This window comes from Stenotrophomonas sp. T8 (genome assembly GCF_051853085.1).
Taxonomy (GTDB): domain Bacteria; phylum Pseudomonadota; class Gammaproteobacteria; order Xanthomonadales; family Xanthomonadaceae; genus Stenotrophomonas; species Stenotrophomonas sepilia.
This window is the reverse complement of record NZ_CP195329.1, coordinates 3,806,384-3,826,325: the sequence shown is the minus strand read 5'-3', so window position 1 is coordinate 3,826,325 and position 19,942 is coordinate 3,806,384. Positions and strand designations below refer to the sequence as shown.

17 protein-coding genes and 1 tRNA gene are annotated in these 19,942 nt (G+C 64.8%); 13 read left to right on the top strand and 5 right to left on the bottom strand.

Annotated elements, in window-relative coordinates; all coding sequences use genetic code 11:
• Positions 1-23: 23 nt before the first annotated feature.
• The 5 genes from ACSDHM_RS17790 to ACSDHM_RS17770 all read left to right on the top strand — a co-directional run bounded on the left by ACSDHM_RS17790 (position 24) and on the right by ACSDHM_RS17770 (position 8,013).
• A complete protein-coding gene (locus ACSDHM_RS17790; protein ID WP_438914888.1) occupies positions 24-1,379 on the top strand; it encodes a Gfo/Idh/MocA family protein in 1,356 nt (451 codons plus the stop codon).
• 318 nt (positions 1,380-1,697) lie between these two features.
• Positions 1,698-6,407: an RHS repeat-associated core domain-containing protein gene (locus ACSDHM_RS17785; RefSeq protein ID WP_438914889.1), complete on the top strand. Its 4,710-nt coding sequence runs from the start codon at positions 1,698-1,700 to the stop codon at positions 6,405-6,407.
• 3 nt (positions 6,408-6,410) lie between these two features.
• Complete coding sequence (locus tag ACSDHM_RS17780; protein ID WP_134955282.1) at positions 6,411-6,830, top strand: hypothetical protein; 420 nt, start codon at positions 6,411-6,413, stop codon at positions 6,828-6,830.
• Positions 6,831-7,132: 302 nt separating this feature from the next.
• A complete protein-coding gene (locus tag ACSDHM_RS17775; RefSeq protein ID WP_438914890.1) occupies positions 7,133-7,567 on the top strand; it encodes a hypothetical protein in 435 nt (144 codons plus the stop codon).
• Positions 7,564-8,013, top strand: coding sequence for an adhesin (locus tag ACSDHM_RS17770; RefSeq protein ID WP_188238981.1), 450 nt, complete (start codon positions 7,564-7,566; stop codon positions 8,011-8,013). The genes ACSDHM_RS17775 and ACSDHM_RS17770 overlap by 4 nt, the downstream gene beginning before the upstream one ends.
• A 39-nt stretch (positions 8,014-8,052) precedes the next feature.
• On the opposite strand, the gene ACSDHM_RS17765 is transcribed toward ACSDHM_RS17770, so the two are convergent.
• Positions 8,053-8,129, bottom strand: a tRNA-Arg gene (locus ACSDHM_RS17765).
• Between the two features lie 149 nt (positions 8,130-8,278).
• On the opposite strand from ACSDHM_RS17765, the gene ubiA reads away from it, so the two are divergent.
• From ubiA to ACSDHM_RS17750, 3 genes are all read left to right on the top strand, one after another.
• Positions 8,279-9,172 carry a 4-hydroxybenzoate octaprenyltransferase gene (ubiA, locus tag ACSDHM_RS17760; protein WP_005411493.1) on the top strand — a complete coding sequence of 298 codons (894 nt, stop codon included), beginning with the start codon at positions 8,279-8,281 and terminating at the stop codon, positions 9,170-9,172.
• Positions 9,173-9,348: 176 nt separating this feature from the next.
• The gene (locus tag ACSDHM_RS17755; RefSeq protein WP_170944951.1) at positions 9,349-10,773 is read left to right on the top strand and encodes a short-chain fatty acid transporter; all 1,425 of its coding nucleotides are present in this window, start codon (positions 9,349-9,351) and stop codon (positions 10,771-10,773) included.
• A 272-nt stretch (positions 10,774-11,045) separates the two neighbouring features.
• Complete coding sequence (locus ACSDHM_RS17750) at positions 11,046-11,210, top strand: hypothetical protein (RefSeq protein ID WP_188240534.1); 165 nt, start codon at positions 11,046-11,048, stop codon at positions 11,208-11,210.
• A gap of 54 nt (positions 11,211-11,264) precedes the next feature.
• Here the strand turns inward: ACSDHM_RS17750 and ACSDHM_RS17745 are convergent, their stop codons facing one another.
• A complete protein-coding gene (locus ACSDHM_RS17745) occupies positions 11,265-11,891 on the bottom strand; it encodes a YiiX/YebB-like N1pC/P60 family cysteine hydrolase (RefSeq protein WP_088497389.1) in 627 nt (208 codons plus the stop codon).
• Positions 11,892-12,096: 205 nt separating this feature from the next.
• Between ACSDHM_RS17745 and ACSDHM_RS17740 the strand changes: the two genes are divergently transcribed.
• From ACSDHM_RS17740 to ACSDHM_RS17725, 4 genes are all read left to right on the top strand, one after another.
• Positions 12,097-12,621, top strand: a complete 525-nt coding sequence (locus ACSDHM_RS17740; protein WP_072167986.1) for a hypothetical protein — start codon at positions 12,097-12,099, stop codon at positions 12,619-12,621.
• A gap of 52 nt (positions 12,622-12,673) precedes the next feature.
• Complete coding sequence (locus ACSDHM_RS17735; protein WP_253247552.1) at positions 12,674-13,246, top strand: hypothetical protein; 573 nt, start codon at positions 12,674-12,676, stop codon at positions 13,244-13,246.
• A 122-nt stretch (positions 13,247-13,368) separates the two neighbouring features.
• Positions 13,369-15,093 (top strand): peptidoglycan-binding protein, encoded by a 1,725-nt coding sequence (locus tag ACSDHM_RS17730; RefSeq protein WP_252744827.1) that lies wholly within the window; start codon positions 13,369-13,371, stop codon positions 15,091-15,093.
• Between the two features lie 139 nt (positions 15,094-15,232).
• Complete coding sequence (locus ACSDHM_RS17725) at positions 15,233-16,645, top strand: TPM domain-containing protein (RefSeq protein WP_088497390.1); 1,413 nt, start codon at positions 15,233-15,235, stop codon at positions 16,643-16,645.
• Between the two features lies 1 nt (position 16,646).
• Here ACSDHM_RS17725 and ACSDHM_RS17720 read toward each other — a convergent pair whose 3' ends face one another.
• The 3 genes from ACSDHM_RS17720 to ACSDHM_RS17710 are packed head-to-tail and all read right to left on the bottom strand — an operon-like array spanning position 16,647 to position 19,293.
• Positions 16,647-17,318 (bottom strand): VOC family protein, encoded by a 672-nt coding sequence (locus ACSDHM_RS17720; protein ID WP_088497386.1) that lies wholly within the window; start codon positions 17,316-17,318, stop codon positions 16,647-16,649.
• Between the two features lie 54 nt (positions 17,319-17,372).
• The gene (locus ACSDHM_RS17715) at positions 17,373-18,452 is read right to left on the bottom strand and encodes an alpha/beta hydrolase family protein (RefSeq protein WP_088497385.1); all 1,080 of its coding nucleotides are present in this window, start codon (positions 18,450-18,452) and stop codon (positions 17,373-17,375) included.
• Between the two features lie 13 nt (positions 18,453-18,465).
• The gene (locus ACSDHM_RS17710; protein ID WP_072167982.1) at positions 18,466-19,293 is read right to left on the bottom strand and encodes an AraC family transcriptional regulator; all 828 of its coding nucleotides are present in this window, start codon (positions 19,291-19,293) and stop codon (positions 18,466-18,468) included.
• Positions 19,294-19,479: 186 nt separating this feature from the next.
• On the opposite strand from ACSDHM_RS17710, the gene ACSDHM_RS17705 reads away from it, so the two are divergent.
• The gene (locus tag ACSDHM_RS17705) at positions 19,480-19,881 is read left to right on the top strand and encodes a hypothetical protein (protein WP_014648738.1); all 402 of its coding nucleotides are present in this window, start codon (positions 19,480-19,482) and stop codon (positions 19,879-19,881) included.
• Positions 19,882-19,942 lie beyond the last annotated feature (61 nt).

The window sequence follows — 19,942 nt, the reverse complement described above, 5'->3', positions numbered from 1 at the left end:
TGCCAAGAGGAGAGATGTCTGCCATGAAGCGTAGGGAATTCATCGCGGCCAGTGCCGCTGTCGCCGCCAGCAGCCTGCTGCCGCAGACCCCGGCATGGGCACGCGGGCGCAAGGTGCGCCTGGCCATGATCGGTACCGGCATGCGCGGGCTGGTGCTGCTGAAGGAGCTGGTGCGCCGCGACGACGTCGAAGTGGTTGCCCTGTGCGACGTCGAGCCGATCATGCTGGGCCGTGCCACAGAGATGGTGGCGAAGGCCGGCAAGCCCGCGCCGAAGACCTATGGCCAGGATCGTGATACCAACGCGTGGAAGCGCCTGCTGGAACAGAAGGGCATCGATGGCGTGATCATCGCCACGCCGTGGGAGTACCACGCACCGATGGCGATTGCCGCCATGCAGGCCGGCGTGGCCGTGGGCTGTGAAGTGGTGGCCGGCATCACGCTGCAGGACCACTGGGACGTGCTGAAGACCCAGCTGAGCACCGGCACCCCGTACATGCTGCTGGAGAACGTCTGCTACCGCCGCGACGTGATGGCCGCGCTGCAGATGGTGCGCCAGGGCCTGTTCGGCGAACTGGTGCATCTGCAGGCCGGCTACCAGCACGACCTGCGCGGCGTGAAGTTCAATTCCGGCGACCCCAACCAGCCCTACGACAGCGGCGTGGAGTTCGGTCCGAAGGGCTGGAGCGAAGCTCGCTGGCGCACCGAGCATTCGGTGGAACGCAATGGTGAGCTGTACCCCAGCCACGGCATCGGCCCCTGTGCGATGTACACCGGCATCAACCGTGGCAACCGCTTCACCCACATCAACGCCTTCGCGACCAAGGCACGCGGCCTGCACGAATACACCGTGGCCAAGAGTGGTGGCACCACCCACCCCAGCACCCAGGTGAAGTTCAAGCTCGGCGATATCGTCACCACCACGCTGGCCTGCGAGAACGGCGAGACCATCCTGCTGCAGCACGACACCTCGCTGCCGCGCCCGTATTCAATGGGTTTCCGTGTGCAGGGCACCAAGGGCCTGTGGATGGATGTGAACCATTCGATCCACATCGAAGGCCGCAGCCCGCCGCACCAGTGGGAAGAGTTCAAGAAGTACCAGGACGAGTACGAGCACCCGCTGTGGAAGCAGAATGCCGACACCGCCGCCAGCGCCGGCCACGGCGGCATGGACTGGTTCGTCATCCATGCATTTGTTGAAGCGCTGAAGGCCAAGGCACCGATGCCGATCGACATCTACGACGCAGTGACCTGGAGTGCGATCACCCCGTTGAGCGAGCAGTCGATCGCCAACAGCTTCCAGACGCTGGAGTTCCCGGACTTTACTGCTGGTGCGTGGAAGACGCGCAAGCCGATCTTCGCGTTCGACGGTAAGTATTGAGGTTTACACCCTTCCACGCTGTGACGGAGACGCCGGGCACTGCCCGGTGTTTCTGTTTCTGGAGGCATTCGCCTTGTAGAGCCGAGCCCACGCTCGGCTGAATTTCCGACACGCTCCCCCCCCTGCATCAGAAAACTCTGAAATCCGACCCACTCCACACTTTCTGACTTGAATGTGTAAACGACATCGGAGATAACGTCCCCCATGCGGTCAGACCGCATTCCGGACCAGGGACGATCCGAAGCATGACGTGGTGAGGCAACCGCCCCACGTTCTCGTTCCTGCCGGTGCTGTGTTTGTCCAGGAAGGAGAACAGGGATGTTGGAACGACTGAAGACCATTTCGTGTGCCGCACTGGCGATGATCGCGCTGGGGAGCTTGGCTCCTTGGGCTGCGCAGGCGCAGGAGGTGCAGAAGAAATGGGAGAGCTACCTGTCGATGGGCCAGCCGCGAGCTACCGAAGCGGCGGTGCAGAAGGACATCAAGTCGCTCTTTTCCCAGTACGAAAAGGACAAACCCTTCAATTGGCATGTCAAACGCCAACGCGTCCTTGGAAAGAAGGTCATCTACGATTACCGGGTGAGACCCGAGAAGATCGTTACTACCGACTGGGTCTACATCCACTCAGGGCAGGAGTACTCATCCGAAGATCAGATTCGTAGCGTGATCCTCGCTACCCGCGTCAGCGACCCGCAGTGCCCGGCGACTTCACTCACGGAGGATCCTTGGGTGGAGCTCCTTGGACTTGGCAGGGGCGACGACGGTAGCGTCACCAACGAGGAGAAGAATTTCCATTACACCTTGAACTTCTATCATCAGAGCACTCAAGAATGCTCGTCGATAGTGGGGTGGGAGCATGTGCGCCGGGCCAGAACGGCGCTTTGTCCGAATCGACCGTCCCTGACGTGGAATGAGGCCCTGCAGATGTGCTCTCTGGTCCAGCAGGACGAGCCGCACATGTCGCCCATGCTCTCCTACACAAGCGGGCCGCTGCCGCCGCAGCAGTGTCCTGTTGGTAACCCGTGTGATCCGACCACTGGCGATAAATCCCAGCCTGAGCCGGATTTCAATCTAGGATGGGTGAGCTTCCAACGCCACTATCACTCCCTGACAAGCACGGCGGGCGGCGCGTTGGGCACGGGCTGGACCCATTCCCACAATCTGCGGCTTACCGCAGGCGTAGACGATTCCACCTTCCCTCCCAGCTCCGAACTGAAAGTTGGGCTGATCGGCGCCGATGGCGGGCAGACCGCATTCCAGAAAGTGGGGGCAAGCTACGAAGCCATGGACGGAAGCGGCGATCGCGCGGTCCAGCAGGGCACCAACTGGCAACTTTCACGTGCCGGAGAGCGCATCTATTTTGATGCTGATGGCTTGATGCAGCGCCGTGATTTCGAAGACGGTACTTCGCTGACCTATGCACACGACAGCCGCGGTCGCCTGCTCAGCATCACCCATTCAACCGGTCGGCGCGTGGATGTCCAGTACCTCGCGCCGGGCGACGATTCACTGATCTCGGCCCTGGTAATCGCCGGCCAGCCTGTGGTGAGCTACGCCTATTCTCCGGCCGGGGAACTGATCACCGCGACCTATGCCGACGGTGCCAGCCGTACGTATCACTATGAGGACGCCCGCTTCCCGGGCTACCTGACCGGCGTGACCGCCGAAGACAGCCAGCGCTACAGCTGGTACGGCTATGACACGCAAGGGCGAGTCACCTGCAGCCGCCATTCCGGCGATTGCAGCCAAGCCGACGTGGGCATTGATGGCGTGCGCCTGGAGTACACCCCGGCAGGCACCACCATCGTCACCGACGCACTAGGCAAGCAGAGTACGTACGCATTGACCGCCAGCGGCACCAGTGGCCTTCCGCGCAAGGTCAATGGCATCACCGAGAGCAACGGCAGCATCAGTCGCACCTATCTGCCCGAGGGCACCGATTTCCGGCGTCGGCTGCAGTCGGTGACCGATCGCCGTGGCGTTGTTACCAACTACGCCTATGCGGAGGCCAGCGACGCTGCCGCAGGTGCTGTCAGTGTGACCACCACCACCGAAGCGGCCGGTACTCCGGATCAGCGCGTCAGCGAAACGCGCGTGGCCATGGACAGCAATCGGCTGGTGCAGCAGGCCATCGGTAACCGTGAGATGCGCATCGCACGCAATGCGCGCCTCCAGCCAACCACCATCACCGTGCGCGACAGGGTGACCGGTGATACCCGCATCACCACGCAGACCTACTGTGAGGCCGAAGGGCCGGAGTGCCCGCTGGTGGGACTGCTGCGTAGCGTGGATGGCCCACGCAGTGATGTGGCGGATGTGTCCACCTATGCCTACTACACTGCGGACGACGCGGGATGCGCGGCCAATGGTGCCTGCAGTTATCGCAAGGGCGACCTGCGCAGCGTGACCAATGCGCTGGGCCAGACGGTCGAGACTCTGGCCTACGACGCGTTCGGACGGCCGTTGTCGGTCAAGGATGCCAACGGCGTGGTCACCGACTACACCTACCATGCGCGCGGCTGGCCGACCTCGGTCACCGTGCGCGGTGCCACCACAGCCGAGGATCGGGTGACCCAGATCAGCTACTGGCCGACCGGCCAGGTGCAACAGATCACCGAGCCTGACGGCAGCAGCGTTACCTATGTCTATGACGCCGCCCAGCGGCTGACGGACATCGCGGACAGTGCGGGTAACACCATTCACTATGCGCTGGACAACGCCGGCAACCGCCTCAAGGAAGACACGCTGGATACTGGCGGAACCCTGCGCCGTACCCTGGCACGGACGTTCAACACGCTCGGCCAGTTGACCGCGCTGAAGGATGCGGGCAACCACGCCACCGGCTTTGCCTACGATGCCAACGGCAACCCGCAGACGGTCACCGACGCCCTGCAGCGCGTGACCAGCCAGCAGTACGACCCGCTGAACCGCCTGGCCCAGACCCTGCAGGACGTGGGTGGCGTGGCGGCGGAGATCCGCAGCCAGTACAACGCACTGGACCAGGTCACCCAGGTCACCGACCCGAAAGGTCTGCATACGACCTATGCCTACAACGGGTTCGGTGACCTGACCGGGCAAGTCAGCCCAGATAGCGGCGCCAGCAGCTACACCGTGGACGCGGCTGGCAATCGCAAGACGGCCACCGATGCACGCGGCGTCACCGCCACCTATCACTACGATGCACTCAACCGCCTGATCGGCATCGCCTATCCGGACCCCAATCTGGACGTGGGCTACAGCTATGACGTTGCGCCGGCCGCCTGTGCCGCCGACGAGCGCTTCGCCAAGGGGCGCCTGGGGCAGGTGCTGCACGCCAATGGCAGCACCCAGTACTGCCATGACCGTTTCGGCCAGGTCACCCGCAAGGTGCAGACCGTCAACGGCGTTGCCAGTACGCTGCGCTATGCGTACAGCAAGTCGGGTCGCCTGACGGCATTGACGTATCCCGATGGCAGCGTCGCCGACTACGTGCGCGATACTCAGGGGCGCATCAGCCAGATCGGCCTGACCCGGCCCGGCCAAGCCCGCCAGATCGTGGTGAACAACGTGACCTACGCGGCCTTCGGCCCGGCGACCGGCTGGACCTATGGCAACGGCCGCCAGCTGCAGCGTCCGCTGGATCTGGACTATCGCCCGCAGGCGGTGCATGACCCGGCGGCAGGCGGCCTGTCGCTGGGCTATGGCTATGATCCCGTCGGTTCGATCACCGAGTTGAAGAACGGCACAGGCTCGACGGTGCTGGCCAAGTACGCCTACGACGCGCTGGGTCGCCTGACCCAGACCCAGGACGGCGCGACCGGCACGCCGATTGAAACCTATGCGTATGACGCCACCGGCAATCGCACCGCGCTGACCACCTCGGCAGGCACTGCCAGCTACACTTATCCCGCAACCAGCCATCGCCTGACTGCTGTGGATGGCGAGGCACGCAGCCATGACGCAGCGGGCAATACCACCAGCATTGGCAGCAAGGCGTTCACCTACAACGATGCCAACCGCATGAACGCGGTGAAGCAGGGTAACGCCACACTGGAGAGCTACGGTTACAACCATCGCGGCGAGCGCGTGCTGCGCACCCCGGCTGGTGGCGATGCGCAGGTCACGATCTATGACGAAGCCGGGCAGTGGGTTGGCAACTACTCGGCGACCGGGCAGGCGCAGCAGCAGGCCATCTGGCTGGACAACTATCCGGTAGCGCTGATCAATGTGCCGGCTACCGGCGTGCCTGAACTGACCTACGTGCAGCCGGATCATCTGGGTACGCCGCGCGTGGTGATCGATCCGGTGCGCGATGTCGCGATCTGGGAGTGGAGCAACAAGAGCGAAGTGTTCGGCAACCAGATTCCGAGTGCCGACCCGGATGGCGATGGTGTGGCATTCGAGCTGGCACTGCGCTTCCCGGGCCAGCAGGCCACGGATGCGAGTGGGTTGTTCTACAACTACCAGCGTGAGTATGAACCAATGGTGGGGCGGTACTCGCAGAGTGATCCGATTGGTTTGGTTGGAGGCATCAGTACTTATTCATATGTGAGTGGGAACCCTGCGTCTGCTTTGGATCGTCTTGGCTTACAGTCCGGTGCAGCTCGGGCTATGCGATTGCCACCTCCAGCGTATCGGCCTGGAAGTGGTTACCAGCAGTGGAATCCTGACCTCCCGGGCTATGGGGAAGGGCAAGCTCCTGCGCCATACATTGATATGAGTCCGATCCACTCGCCAATCGATGCTTTCATTGGTGCGACGGTAAGTTTGCCAGTAATCGTGGATGCTCTCGCCAACCTCTACTTCAGCAAGAAAAAGGACGGTGCGCGATCCAAGCCTACGAACTGTCCAGTAGGAACACTCCCTATAGACACGGCCAAAAAATCCTTCGGGCTTGATCATGGTGCCGTTGAAACCATTAAGGAAGGTTCCGCTGCTAGCCCGACGCACTGGACTGGTATAGCCCCAAATGGCGATATTTGGGTTGGGACGCAGGACGGCAAAGGTAGAATGGAGGGGAATATTAGTGATTATGGTTTTGGGAGGTGATGCGTGAGTGGTCTTTTGGTGAATATTTCACTTAGGTTTTTCCATCCCTCTGTTTCTGCTGAATCCATTAGGGAGGAAATTGGTTTGGAGTCCCGCTTTGCCCGCAGTGCAGGTGAGCCTAGACCAGCTCGGCAGGGTGAGGATCAGCAGCTCTATGAATTTACCTATCTATCTATTCCTCTCGCGAGGAAGGTGAATGTCGAGTTGGATGAGGAGATCTCCCGTTGGTGCGATTTTCTGATAAACAAGCGTGAGTTCATTGGCCACATCACAGATACGGGAGGGAGGGCAGAATTCTATATCAGCATCTTTGTGGGCGGACTTGGCGGATTTGAACTGGATCGTGCAGTTCTCACCAGAGTCACAACTTTGGGCCTCGGTTTGGCGGTGGAAATTTACCCGCCTTCGGGCGACGAGACGTAGAGCGCCTCGGGTGCGCGGTCGAATCGGCTGCATCGGGAATGCGGTCGGCAGAGGGGATGTCATCTATCTCCCCCTGGATCCAGATGCGGTTCTGGAGGGGGAGGTCTTGGAACTGGCCGCACTGTTCAGGAGGTATCGGATTCCACTGGCCCAGCTGCGAACGCTGGAGGCAGGCAGGTACTCTCGAGCGCTGCGCGATGCCTTGCGCGAGTAGGGCGCCAAGCGGGAGGCAAGGTGCATGAGCTCCCGCACTCCTCCACAAAAGAACGCGATCGAGCTGCACGCCCTCGGAGAGGTACAAGATGAAAGCCAGGCAGATTCTTCGGTACGGGCTGGCCTACGCGGTGTCGTGTGGAGCACTCTGGCTGTTCCTGCACTTTGTGGGCAGGGCGCTTTACGCCTTCGACTCACATCAGGTTTTCTTCTGGTTGTATGCCGTCAGCCTTTTGTTGCTGGGAATCTGCGCACGGGTTCCCGCCGCGGGCCGCCTTACGATCAGGCGGCTTGCCCAGGGGGCTGGCTTGGGGCTGCTCGCGGGCCTTCTGGCCCAGGTCGTGGTGCTTGTACTGGAAGCCTATAGATTCAGCGGATTCAGCCGATCGCTGCTCTGGCAGGTACTGGTTTCGCTGACGGTGATGAGCGTCGTGCTGCTCACGCCGCTCTGGGGCGTAGTGCTGGTTGCCCTCACTGCCGAACACCGCCGCGACAACCACCCACGTCAGGCCTCGAAGCCATGAAGCACCTGAACGCCTTTTGCCTCGTGGTTGCACTGACATCCTGTGCGGCGCATCCGAGCCGCACCACGAAGTGTCCGCCGGCCCATTTCACCTACGTCGGCACCGAGAGCGTCGACGGACTGACCTACGGGCGCTTCCAGGTCACCCACAATGCTGATCAGCCGCTTCAGCTGTGGGTGGATGAGAGACGCAGGTTGAACCCAAGGACCGCTCGCGCAGAGATGAGGCGCACAGGCGAGGATGCCTGGCGGCCTTACAACGTGATCCTTGAGGAAATCACACCGGGAGCGATCGGGCTGTCGATCGGGCAGGATGAACAGCAGAGCGTTCTGTTCGATGGTGATGGCCTGTTCCTGCCCGGCGCATCCAGCGCGGGCGCGAATTACTCCATCGTGGTACAGGACGCTGCCGGTTGCGAGCATCGCTCGGCAACGTTCATTCCCTGACATTTCTGGCGGCGCGCCGGCCAGGCAACGAAGGAAAAATGGCGCGCCCGGAGGGATTCGAACCCCCGACCAATGGCTTCGGAAGCCACTACTCTATCCGGCTGAGCTACGGGCGCGTTGTAGAACCGCCGCGCCGTCGGCCAGTGCCGGGGCGGGCATCGCACCGCCATGAAGCGGTGCGGGACGGGCATTCTATCCAGTTTCGCCGAACAAATCTCCCCCCACCGGCAAAGCCCTGCCAGAAGGGCAGGAGTATCCTATCGCCATGGCTGATACCCCCCTCACTTCGCCGCAGTCGCCGGCGACGCCGCGTTGGCGGCATTACTGGAGTCTGATGCGCGCTGATCGCCCGATCGGCACGTTGCTGCTGCTGTGGCCCACGTGGTGGGCGTTATGGCTGGCTGCCGGTGGCCTGCCGCCGCTGTGGACGCTGTTCGTGTTCACCGCCGGCGTGTGGCTGACCCGCTCGGCCGGTTGCGTCATCAACGACTACGCTGACCGCTGGCTCGACCCGCATGTGGAGCGCACCAAGGCGCGGCCGCTGGCCACCGGCGCGATCAGCGGCCGTGCCGCGCTGGCGTTGTTCGCCGTGCTGATGCTGGTGGCGTTCGGCCTGGTGCTGACCCTGAACGGGCTGACCATCGGCCTGAGCTTCATCGGCGTGTTCCTGGCCGCCAGCTATCCGTACCTGAAGCGCTACACCCATCTGCCGCAGGTCTACCTGGGCATGTCGTTCGGCTGGGGCATCCCGATGGCGTTCGCCGCCGTGCAGGGCGAGGTGCCGATGCTGGGCTGGCTGCTGTATGCCGGCAACATCCTGTGGTCCACCGCCTACGACACCTGGTATGCCATGGTCGACCGCGAGGACGACCTGAAGATGGGCTCGCACTCCACCGCGATCCTGTTCGGTGATCTCGATCTGGTCATCCAGGGCGTGCTGTACGCGCTGTTCCTGGCCACCATGGCGCTGGTTGGCGTGCGCGGCGGGCTGGGTGGCTACTACCTGGCCGGCGTGGCCGTGGCCACCGCGCTGGTGGTGTACGAATTCTGGATCTGCCGCAACCGCGAGCGCGGCCCGTGTTTCAAGGCGTTCCTGCACAACAACTGGGTCGGCGCCGCGCTGTTTGCCGGTATCGCCGTGGACCTGGCGCTGCGTTGAGAAGCGCAGCCGAGCGTGGGCTCGGCTCTACAGCTGACAGTGCTTCTGTAGCGCCCGAGCCCATGCTCGGGCGGCGGCGCACAGCGCCGGGCCTTCCGCCACCTACGACCAATAGGTGGCAGACAGCCCACACCCCACCGCCCAGAATCGGTCCATCGAACCTGGGAGGGTAGGCGATGGCCTCGACGGCAGCAGTACAGGACGGCTGGATGGCGCGCGCAGCGCTGCGCTCGGCCGCCTGGGCGGAAAAGTGGTTCCCCGATGCGTATGTGTTCGCGGTGCTGGGCGTGGTCATTGTCGCGCTGGCCGCGATGGGCTTCGGTTCGACCCCTCAGGCCACCGCCAGCGCCTTTGGTGACGGCTTCTGGAGCCTGATCCCCTTCACCATGCAGATGGCCTTCGTGGTCATCGGTGGCTACGCCGTGGCGACCGCGCCGGTGGTCGCACGCTTCATCGACTTCCTGGCCCGGGTGCCGCGCACCGGTCGCGGTGCGGTGGTGTACGTGGGCCTGGTCAGCATGCTCGCCTCGCTGCTCAGCTGGGGCTTCTCGCTGGTGTTCGGTGGCCTGCTGGTCCGCGCGCTGGCCCGTCGCACCGAACTGCGCATGGACTACCGCGCCGCCGGTGCGTCGGCCTATCTCGGCCTGGGCGCAGTGTGGGCGATGGGGCTGAGCTCGTCGGCCGCACAGTTGCAGGCCAACCCGGCCAGCATGCCGCCGGGCCTGGTGGAGATCACCGGCGTATTGCCGTTCACCGAAACCATCTTTCTGTGGCAGTCGATCGCCCTGACCGCGGTGCTGATCCTGGTCTCGCTGCTGATCGCCTGGCTGACCGCGCCTGCGGCCGGCAGTGCGCGTACTGCCGAGGAATTTCCCGGCGCTGCGCAGGCCGAGCCGGAACCGCTGCAGCGACGCACGCGCCCGGGCGAATGGCTGGAATACAGCCCGTTGCTGACCGTGCTGCTCTCGCTGCTGGCGTTCGGCTGGCTGTTCAACGAGTTCGCCAACAAGCCGGTGGTCACTGCCATCGCCAACCTCAACACCTACAACTTCCTTTTCATTTCGCTGGGCCTGCTGCTGCACTGGCGCCCGCGCAGCTTCCTCAACGCTGTGGCCAAGGCGGTGCCGAGCACCACCGGCGTGCTGATCCAGTTCCCGCTGTACGGCGGTATCGCGATGATCCTCACCCACGCCGCCGGTGGTGACGGGCAGACCCTGGCGCACCGGCTGTCGAGCCTGTTCGTGCACGTGGCCAGCACCGATAGCTTCGCGCTGGTGATGGGCATCTACTCGGCGGTGCTGGGCTTCTTCGTGCCGTCCGGTGGCGGCAAGTGGATCATCGAGGCGCCGTACGTGATGCAGGCCGCCAACGAGCTGAAGGCGCACCTGGGCTGGGCAGTGCAGGTCTACAACGCGGCCGAAGCGCTGCCGAACCTGATCAACCCGTTCTGGATGCTGCCATTGCTGGGCGTGCTGGGGCTGAAGGCACGCGACATCGTGGGCTTCACCTTCATCCAGTTGCTGGTGCACATCCCGCTGGTGCTGGGCCTGTTGTGGCTGCTGGGCATGACCCTGGCGTATGTGCCGCCGGTGATGCCGTGAGTGCAGGGCTGGCGTCCGTGCGCGAGCAGGACGCCAGCTCCGTTCAGCGCGTGTTTCCAGCAGAGCACGCCATGAATGCGCGCAGTCGGGCTGACGGCATGAGCACATGCCGAACCCATATGAATCCTTCATCGGCTTGTGCCGCAAGGGGCTTTGCCCGTTCATTCACGCGCGTACACACCAATGTAGCCGCCCACCAACGCGCGATTAACTCTTCGCTGCAGACGATGGTCCCGTCCACCGCATTCCGCGTGTGGCTTTGGAGATCGGACATGGCACAGCAGAACCAGAACCCGAACCAGAAGCAGCAGGGCCAGCAGAACCAGCAGGATCAGCAGCAGGGGCGTGGCCGCGACCAGCAGCAGCAACAGCAGCAGGAACAGCAGCAGCGCAGCCAGCGCAACCAGCAACAGGGTGGGCAGGACGAGGAGGAGTGACTTCGGTACCCACTTCCTGTGATGCGCGAAGCCCCGCCCCGTGCGGGGCTTCGCTTATTCCAGCACGCCAATGCGTTGCAGCACCGGCGCTGCTGACATGTCGTTCGGATTGGTGCCCGGCTGATCCTGCGGCACCTCCATGCCCATGCCGCGGTAGAGATCGACCCAGTGCTGTGCGATCTGCCCGGTCTTCGGGTTGCGGAAGTTCATCGGCTGCAGTGCGAACACATGGTGCGCACGGAACGCGCGCTCGATGAAGTCCGAGCAGTAGTAGCTGTCCTCGTTCAACACGTATGACGTGTTGTAGGGTTTGCCCAGCATCGTGCGTGCGGTCGCGACCGCATCCTTGATGGCAGCCTGCTGCGATGCGTGCAGGCGATAGACCACGATCTGCCGCTGCTTGCCTCGGGCGTCCTCGCGGAACTGATCCAGCGCCTGCCGGCGCGAGCCTTTCTCGTCCGCATGCAGTACCTCCCAGCCGTCTGGCGCCGCAGCGACCAGGGCCACGTGATCGAAGCTGGGTGCGCCCTGCTTGCCGGTGGCATCGTCGATGGCCGCGCTCAGGCCGGCATGGCCGGCGGTGACGAACAGCAGATCGCCTTCCCGGACCTCCAGCGCGGCCGCACCACCAGGCCACAGCGTTGGCAGCAGCAGGGAGAGGGCAAGCAGGAATGCGCGCATGGGGCCAGGGTCGAAGCGTGTGCGGCGTAGTCTAACGGCTGCTGCGATGACGTTGATTTCAGTATTAGTGTGATATTAGTCTCAATTCAGCATGTCGGGATATTCCTGACAGCGGATGTTGAAACTGAATTGACCGAGGCATGGCTATCCTTGCCTCCCTACCGCGCCGGAACCGCGCGCGACCGCCCGGAATCAGGAGGATCCCGTGAACCAGCTCCGCCCCGTTGCCCTGCTTGCGCTTGCCCTGGGGCTTGCGCTGTCCGGCTGCAAGCCTGCGCCCCAGGCAGCCCCCGCTGACGCCGCCGTACCGGCTCCGACCAGCACAGCCGCCGCCACGGCGCCGGCCACGCCGGTTGCCGCAGTCCCGGCAGACGCGTCTGCCAGTTGCCCCCATCCGGTCTTCGACGACTTCCTCAAGCATTTCGGCAACGAGATCGCGCTGCAGGAAACGTCCACTGCCGATCCGCTGCTGGACAGCCACATCGACAGCGAAGCCGAGCCGGAGCCACGCAAGGTGGAGGAGAAGGTGCCGCTTGCCAAGGTCGAATGGCCGGTGATGCCGGACCCGGCCACGCTGCAGCGCCAGGGCCGCGAGATGCAGGTCACCCGCCTGCCCGATGGCCAGGTACAGGTGCAGATGCGCACTCCCGATACCAGCGACCAGCAGATCTACACCTTTGCCCAGAAGCCGTGCTGGCAACTGGTCAAGCGTGAGGACGAATCGATCTGACCCCTGAGCAACCGCCTGCGGGCGGTCGTGTGATTTACCCAAGGAGCCCCGCATGCGTCTGTCTCCCGTTGCCCCCGTACTGGCCCTGATGCTTGCTGCCTGCAGCGGCCCTGAGGCGGCTGCACCGGCGGCCCCTGCTTCCACTGACCCGGCAGCGACGCCGGCCGCACCTGCGGCTGCCGTTGCGGACCATTCCACCTCTCTTACGCGCGACGAGACCGGCATGCATATCGATTGCCAAGGCACCCGCCTGCACCTGGCGGCCCAGCCCACCCAAGACACGGACGCTTCCCGGCTGACCACGCTGGAAATTGAAAAGGACGGCGCACGCCAGGCCATTGCTGCGCCCAAGGAGATGGACGGCTATACCGCCGTTGGCCTGGCCTGCGTGCAGGACCGCAGCGGTACGCCGTACTTCGTCGTGCAGTACGGTGAACTGCCGTTCGGCTGCAGCTTCTGCGAGTGGTACTACCTGTACGACGCCAGTGGCCGCCAGTTGACCCACAGCACACCGCCGCTGCGCGGCGCGGAAGGCGAGGAGCAGGAGCCCAACAACGACGAGTACGAGAAGTTGATCGACTCGCTCGGCATCACGCACCCGGAGGTGAGCTACATCGAAGACTGAGCGCAGCGGCAGGACGTCGCACGCGCGCTGTGAACGCAGCACCGCAGTACCGCAGTACCAGAAGTACCAGGAGCAGTACCCCTTAAGGAAATCCCCCTTTTCATAGAATGGATAGCACAGACATGGCAGATATCTACCAGGACATGGTCCAGCCCCGCGGGGCGGCCTACAGCAGTGACCGCATCAAACCGTGGAGCCACTACCGCGAGCCGATCGACCAGAGCGACGGCCGCCTGCATGGCAACTCCCGCCGGTGGGGCGATGCGACCCCGGAAGTACAGTCACGGGTGATCGACACGATCATCGAGTCGGCGCGCGAGAAGGGCCTGACCCCGCGCGAAACGGCGCACGTACTGGCCATCGCCCGCGTTGAATCGGGCTTCAACCCCGATGCCGCCGCTGGCACCACCTCGGCCTCGGGCCTGGGCCAGTTCATTGACAAGACCGGCAACCACTACCACCTCAACAACCGCAACCGCTTCGACGTCGGCGCACAGTCCGATGCACTGGTTGACCATTACATCGATAACCGCACGCTGGCGCACAAGCGCGGCCAGGGTGAGGAGTACATCTACAAGTACCATCACGACGGCCCGACCCGTGATTACGGCGGCCTCGCCCTGTCTGAAAAGAAAGTGATGCCGTACGTGGACAAGTACGAGCGGTTCGTGGAGCAGCGCCTGGGACTGACCCACGGCCAGTCCCAGGGCAGCCACGCGGCCCCCGCCGTAGCTGCGGCCACGCACGCGCAGGCCAAGCCGGCAGCGGTGCATGCCGAAGGCCAGACCCGCACCTTCGAGCAGACGATGCAGGTGATGCTGCCCCCGCAAAACGGGGTCAAGCCGCACATTACCGGTGAGTTCGGCGAACACCGCGCGCACAAGCCGCACGGTGGCACCGACTTCAACTATGTCGGCGGCCAGCACGGCCGTAATCTGCAGCACCCGACCGTCAACGCGCCGATCTCCGGAACGGTGACGTTCGTCGGTGGCGACTACGGTACGGTGAAGATCAGGGATGCACAGGGCAACTCGCACGAGATCCTGCACCTGCAGTCGACCCAGGTGAAGGAAGGCCAGCCGATCAAGGCGGGTGAGCCGATCGGTACCATGGGCGGCCGTGGCCCGGGCGGTGCGGGTCAGTATGCCCAGCACGTGCATTACCAGTTGAAGGATCCGCACGGCAAGCTGATCAGCCCGCAGGACTTCTGGGACCACGGCAAGCTGAAGGAAACCGGCAAGGGTGGCCATTCGCATGACGCCGACCACAACGGTGTGCTGCGCCAGGGGGCCAAGGGCGAGGAAGTGACTGCGCTGCAGAAGGAACTCAACCGCCTGGGCGTGCGCGACGGCCAAGGCAACCCGCTGAGCGAGGACGGCAAGTTCGGTGCCAATACCAGGGACGCACTGATCGCCTACCAGAAGCAGCACGGGCTCTCCGCCGATGGCGTGGCGGGTCCGGCGACGCTGGGCAAGCTGGCCGAAGGCCGCAGCCATGCCGAGGCGGCGCCGAAGGGGCCGCAACTGGGCGACAAGGCGCATCCGGATACGCCGCTGCACAATGCGATCCGCGGCCACATGCCGGGCATGATCTGCAACGAGATGAGCGCGCATGTGACCGCCCAGGCCAAGGCCGCCGGCATCGATTCGCCGGAAAAGCTGCAGGGCGTCACCGTGCAGGATGGCAAGGCCTTCGTCGTGGGCACCGTTCCCGGCTTCCGTACTGCGGTGGACATGACCCAGACGGCACCGAGCCTGCAGGAGACCAGCGCTGCAATGCTGGCCAAGCACGAGCCTTCGCAGCAACACGTGCAGGACGAGCAGCAGCGGGTGGCCATGGGCCGTTGACCACTGCGTGTGAAGAAGTGTGTGGTAAAGGAGGCCGGCCGGAGTAATCCGGCCGGCTTTTCCGTTCATGGGGCAAGGACATACACGGATGCCGTTTCGCATGATGCACAGCACCGCCATTGCAAGGCACGGCGTCCACATGAGCCGGGTGTTGCGGTGGCGCAACGCATGGCAGTGGGGAGGGCTGGCACTGCTGCTCTGGCTGTTGCCACTGCCAGTGCTGGCGGCGGTCCCGATTCCGGCACTGGACGACCCGGTGGTGGACACCGCCAACGCGCTGTCCGCCAGCACCCGCGCAACGCTGCGCGAGCAGGCATTGCAGCTGCAGGCACGCAAAGGCGCGCAACTGCAGGTGCTGGTGGTGCCCAGTGTTGGCGATGACGGCATCGAAGCCTTTGCACAGCGTGTCTTCGACCAGTGGCAGCTGGGCCGCGCCGGTGTCGATGACGGGGTGTTGCTGCTGGTGGCGGTGCAGGACAGGCGCGTACGCATCCAGACCGGCTATGGCCTGGAAGGCACCATTCCCGATGCCTATGCCGCGCGCATCATCGACAAAGCGATCGTGCCGCGCCTGCGCGAAGGAGACCTGGACCAGGGCATGCTGGATGGCAGCAAGGTGCTGGTGGCGCTGATCGATGGCGAGCCGCTGCCGGCCCAGGAGGATTCATCCGCACGCAACCTGTTGCCAGCGGATTGGCGCACAGGGGATTCGGTCGTTGCCCTGACGTTGCTGGTGGGGTTCCTGGCCGGTCTGTGGCGATCACCGCCGCGCCTGCTGGCCACCAGGACCGAGGCCGAGTCCAGCGGTAAACGCCGTGAGCGGCGGCGCAAGGCACTGGCAGCCAATGCGGCAATGCCCAGGCCGAAACGGCCGACATTGCCTGCCTGGGTCAGGCCGTTGCTGGTAACGGCGGTGATGGTCGCTGGGTTGGTTTCGGCGACGCTGCTGCTGCCGCGGCATGTGCTGCCTGCGCTGTTCTTCGTGCTGTTACCCGCCGTACCGGTGGCGGCGCTGCTGGGGTGGTGCTGGCGTCGCAGCCGTGGTGTGCGCATCGTGCTGTGCGGCATGTTGGCCGTCAGTATCGGATTCTTTGTGGTGATGCTGGTCCGTGGTCAGTTGCCGCCCAGCCTTGCCCTGCACACGTTGCTGAACCTGGCGGTCGCCATTGCCGCCATGCTGGTGTTCTTCCTGGTGCAGGCCGGCCGCGCGCGCTGGCGGAAGAACCGCAACAGCTTCGCCGTGCGCCTGGTGGTGCTGGTGCTGTTGACCGGCGGCTATGCGCTGGGCGCGCTGCTGGCCATCGACCGGGCCAACGATGAGAACGCACGCGTGTTGGCGACGATCGTGTCCAGCGTAGGCTCGCTGTTCCTGTACTTCATCTGGGTGTTCACCCTGCTGCCCGGCGAAAAAGCACGCAGCGGACGAAGGTCGTCCCAAGGCTACCGTTCCTCGTCCAGCACCTCGTCGTCGAGTTCGTCCTCAAGCAGTTCCGGCGGCTGGTCCGGTGGCGGTGGCCGCAGCGGCGGCGGCGGCGCTTCGGGCAGCTGGTAGCTCAGGCCGCCCACACCCGCCAGCCCAGCGCGGCATCGCGCAGTTCGCCGCTGCCGCTCACATCACCCACCTGCAGCTGCACGCCCTGCGCACTGGGCAGGTCCTTCTGCTCGGGGAACCAACGACGGTCGGCGGCGACGATGATCAGCAGGCCCTCGTCGTCGCCCATCGGCGCGAACTGCGGCGACGGCGGGCTGATCGGCTGCAGGCCGAAGCGCTGGCTGGACTGTTCGCGCACCGCATCGACATCGTGGCTGGGCAGGCCAACCTCGCTCAGGCAGGTCAGCTCGCTGCCATGGAACACGCCTTCGCGCGCGCTGGCCGGCAAGCGACGGCGGCCGATCAGTTCAAGGATCAGGCCGTCCGGGCCGGTGAAGTACACCGACTGCGACTGCCAGCTGCTCTCCAGCGCGAAGTAATCCAGGCCCTCAGGATTACGTTGCAGCGGGGTACGTTCGCGCAACCAGGCCATCGCCTCGCCGAAGCGGTTGTCCGGTACGTTGAAGGCCAGGTGCACGCCACCGACGGGGTGATCACCCGCCGCCTGCAGTTCGATCGTGCTCCAGCCGATGTGCACATGGTTGCCGACCACGCGCTGCTGCAGCACATCGTGGAAATACGCGGCGACGGTGGCGACGTCGGACACCGGCAGGGTGAGGTGAAGCAGGCGCATGACCGATTCTCCATGGACGCGCTCACTGTAGCGCTGGGGCCTGCCCGGCGGCCACTAGCGCAGTGACTGGTTGAAGAATCGTATTGCGGCGTCCACTGCCTGCGCGTGGGTCTGCGCCTTCGGCACCGATGTGCTGCACAGGTCCTGCAGCCGCTGTTGTCCGGTCGGGGTGCATGCGGCGAGGAAATCGTAATGGCCGACACCGGGCAGCACCTGCAGTGCAGCGCCCGCAATCGCCGCACGCGCAGCCTCGCCATTGGTCTGTGGTGGCGCGACCGTGTCCGCTTGGCCCAGCACGACCGACACCGGCTGTTTCAGCGAGGAGAGCTGCTCGGGCGCAAAGGCCTGCACGATTGCCGGCGCCAGCAGGAACACCGCGCGCACGCCGGGAATGGCGCGTGCGTCGTTGGCGTGGGACATCCATGGCGATAGCTCGGGCGACGCCGCAGCGGCAACGCGCGCCTCCATCGTGTGCGTTGCCGCCTCCTGTTGGGGCCGGCAGACGCCGTCATCCGGATGTGCGGTACAGAAGTCCCGCAATCGCTGCAGGTCCGGTCGCGCACCGGCTGCCAGCAGCGCGGTGTAGCCACCGGCCGAGAAGCCGGCGACCCCCAGGCGCTCAGGATCGACATGCGGGCCCAGCACCGGATCAGCTTGCACGGCCGCCAGTGCGGCACGCAGGTCATCGGCGCGCAACCAGGTCAGAAGGCTGCCGGGCAGGGTCATGGTGTCAACGCCGTTGTTGCCTGGATGATCCACCGCAATCACCAGATATCCGGCCCGCGCCAGCGCGGTGCCCAGCCAGCCCATCATGCGCGCGCTGCCGCCGTTGCCATGGGAGAGCAGCAGGGTCGGCAGGCGATCTCCCGCGACCGGCGCATCCTTGGCCGACCGGCCGACGTGGAACAGCGGCGCGTCGGGTGGACCGATGGTCAGCGCGCTTTCGCGGCTGCCGGCCTGTGCCGGATACCAGACCGTGTAGCGCAGCGCGTCGCGGTGCCCTGCGTCGCGCACGGCGGCGCTGGCCAGCGTCGTCGTGCCGTGGCGCTCGCCGGCGACGCCGCTTTCGCGGGCGGCGCCGGTGATTGTAAACGCCATCAGCATCGCTCCCAGCACAGCAGCGGTCATGCGCATCTTCAACTCCTTGTCAGTGGTGACGTTCTTCCACCGGCAGCCAGATCTCCACGCCGCCGTTGCCGCTGTGCTCGTCGAACCGGGCGTCGTAGCGCTCCAGGTCCGGCGCATCGGCAAGGCTCAGGTTGGACGCAGGGAGATAATGATCCAGCAACCAGAACCAGGTCGAGCGGATGGCCGAGATGTGTCCGCCGTGCCAAGCCACCAGGTAGCGGCGCGCCGGGATGTCCACGCGTCGCCAGTGCGCAGGCACGCTCGGCACCGTGCTTGCCGGTAGTGCCGCAATGTAGTCGAAGCCACCATCGTCATCACTGTTGCAGCACACGCCGAAGCTGACCGGTGCCGGCGTCGGCCACTCGCGGTTGAGCTGGGCCCATTGGCCCGGAATCGCGCCGCTGCTGTCGCGGGTATGCCGCATGCCGACGCCTGCCAGCTGGAACGCGGGCGTATCGAGCAGCCGGGGGGCTTCAATGCAGGCTGACGGGGCCTCGTCCAGGCGGATCGCCTGCACCAGCGTCAGCCCATCGGTGCCCTGTTCGCGTACCCGTTCCGGTGTCTGCCCGAACTGTTCGCTGAAGGCACGGGTGAAGGCAGCATGGGTGGTGTAGCCGGCCCCCAGCGCCACCTGCAGGATGTCGCCCGCGCCGTTGGCCAACCGCTGCGCGGCAGCGGTCAGGCGGCGCCCGCGAAGGTAGCGCACCACCGAGGTGCCGGTGCGGGCCTGGAACAGGCGTGACAGATGAAACGGCGACAGGCCGGCCGCAGCGGCGATGTCGGCCAGCGCCAATGGCTGGTCCGCATGGGTTTCGATGTACCACAACGCCTTGCCTGCCGCGCTCATCCTGCCGTTCCCCGCATCCAATGCCGGCACAGTAGCGGATCGGCAGGCGCGGCGTTTAGCAGTTCTTGCGCTGCCGGGGCTTTGCGTCTGCCTGCGTACCGGCAACAATGCGTGCTTCATGGACGTGATGGGGGGCAGGGAGATGCGATCGACGACGGGGGATGCCAGGCCAGCGGAGCCCGGCCGATGATCGAGATGATCGAAATGCTGCTTGCCCTCTGGGTACTTCCCAGTCTGTTGACCCTGGCGCTGATGCTGCTGATGTTGTTCGGCGCGCCACGGTGGCGCGGCAACCCCTGGGTGTACCGTGTCGGCTTCGCGTTGCTGGGTGGGTTTCTGACACCGACGTTGTTGGGGGCCGGTCACGGTGGGTTGCCGTGCGCGACTATCGGCGGGCTGGTGATGATACTGACGCAGCTGCAATGGATCGGCGATCTGCAGGTCGACTTCATGGGGATCGGGATTCGCAACAGGGGCATCTGGATCATGTCCACCCCCGCCTTGGTGGTGTTCGCCGCCATGATGTTCGTTCCGCTGCGAACGGCACGGCCGGCCCGATTCGGCTTTGGCGACGACGCCAACGGCTAGCCGCTGTGTGCGGGGTGGGGCGTGGGTCTGCATTGCCACCCATGCATGGCGTGGATCTACG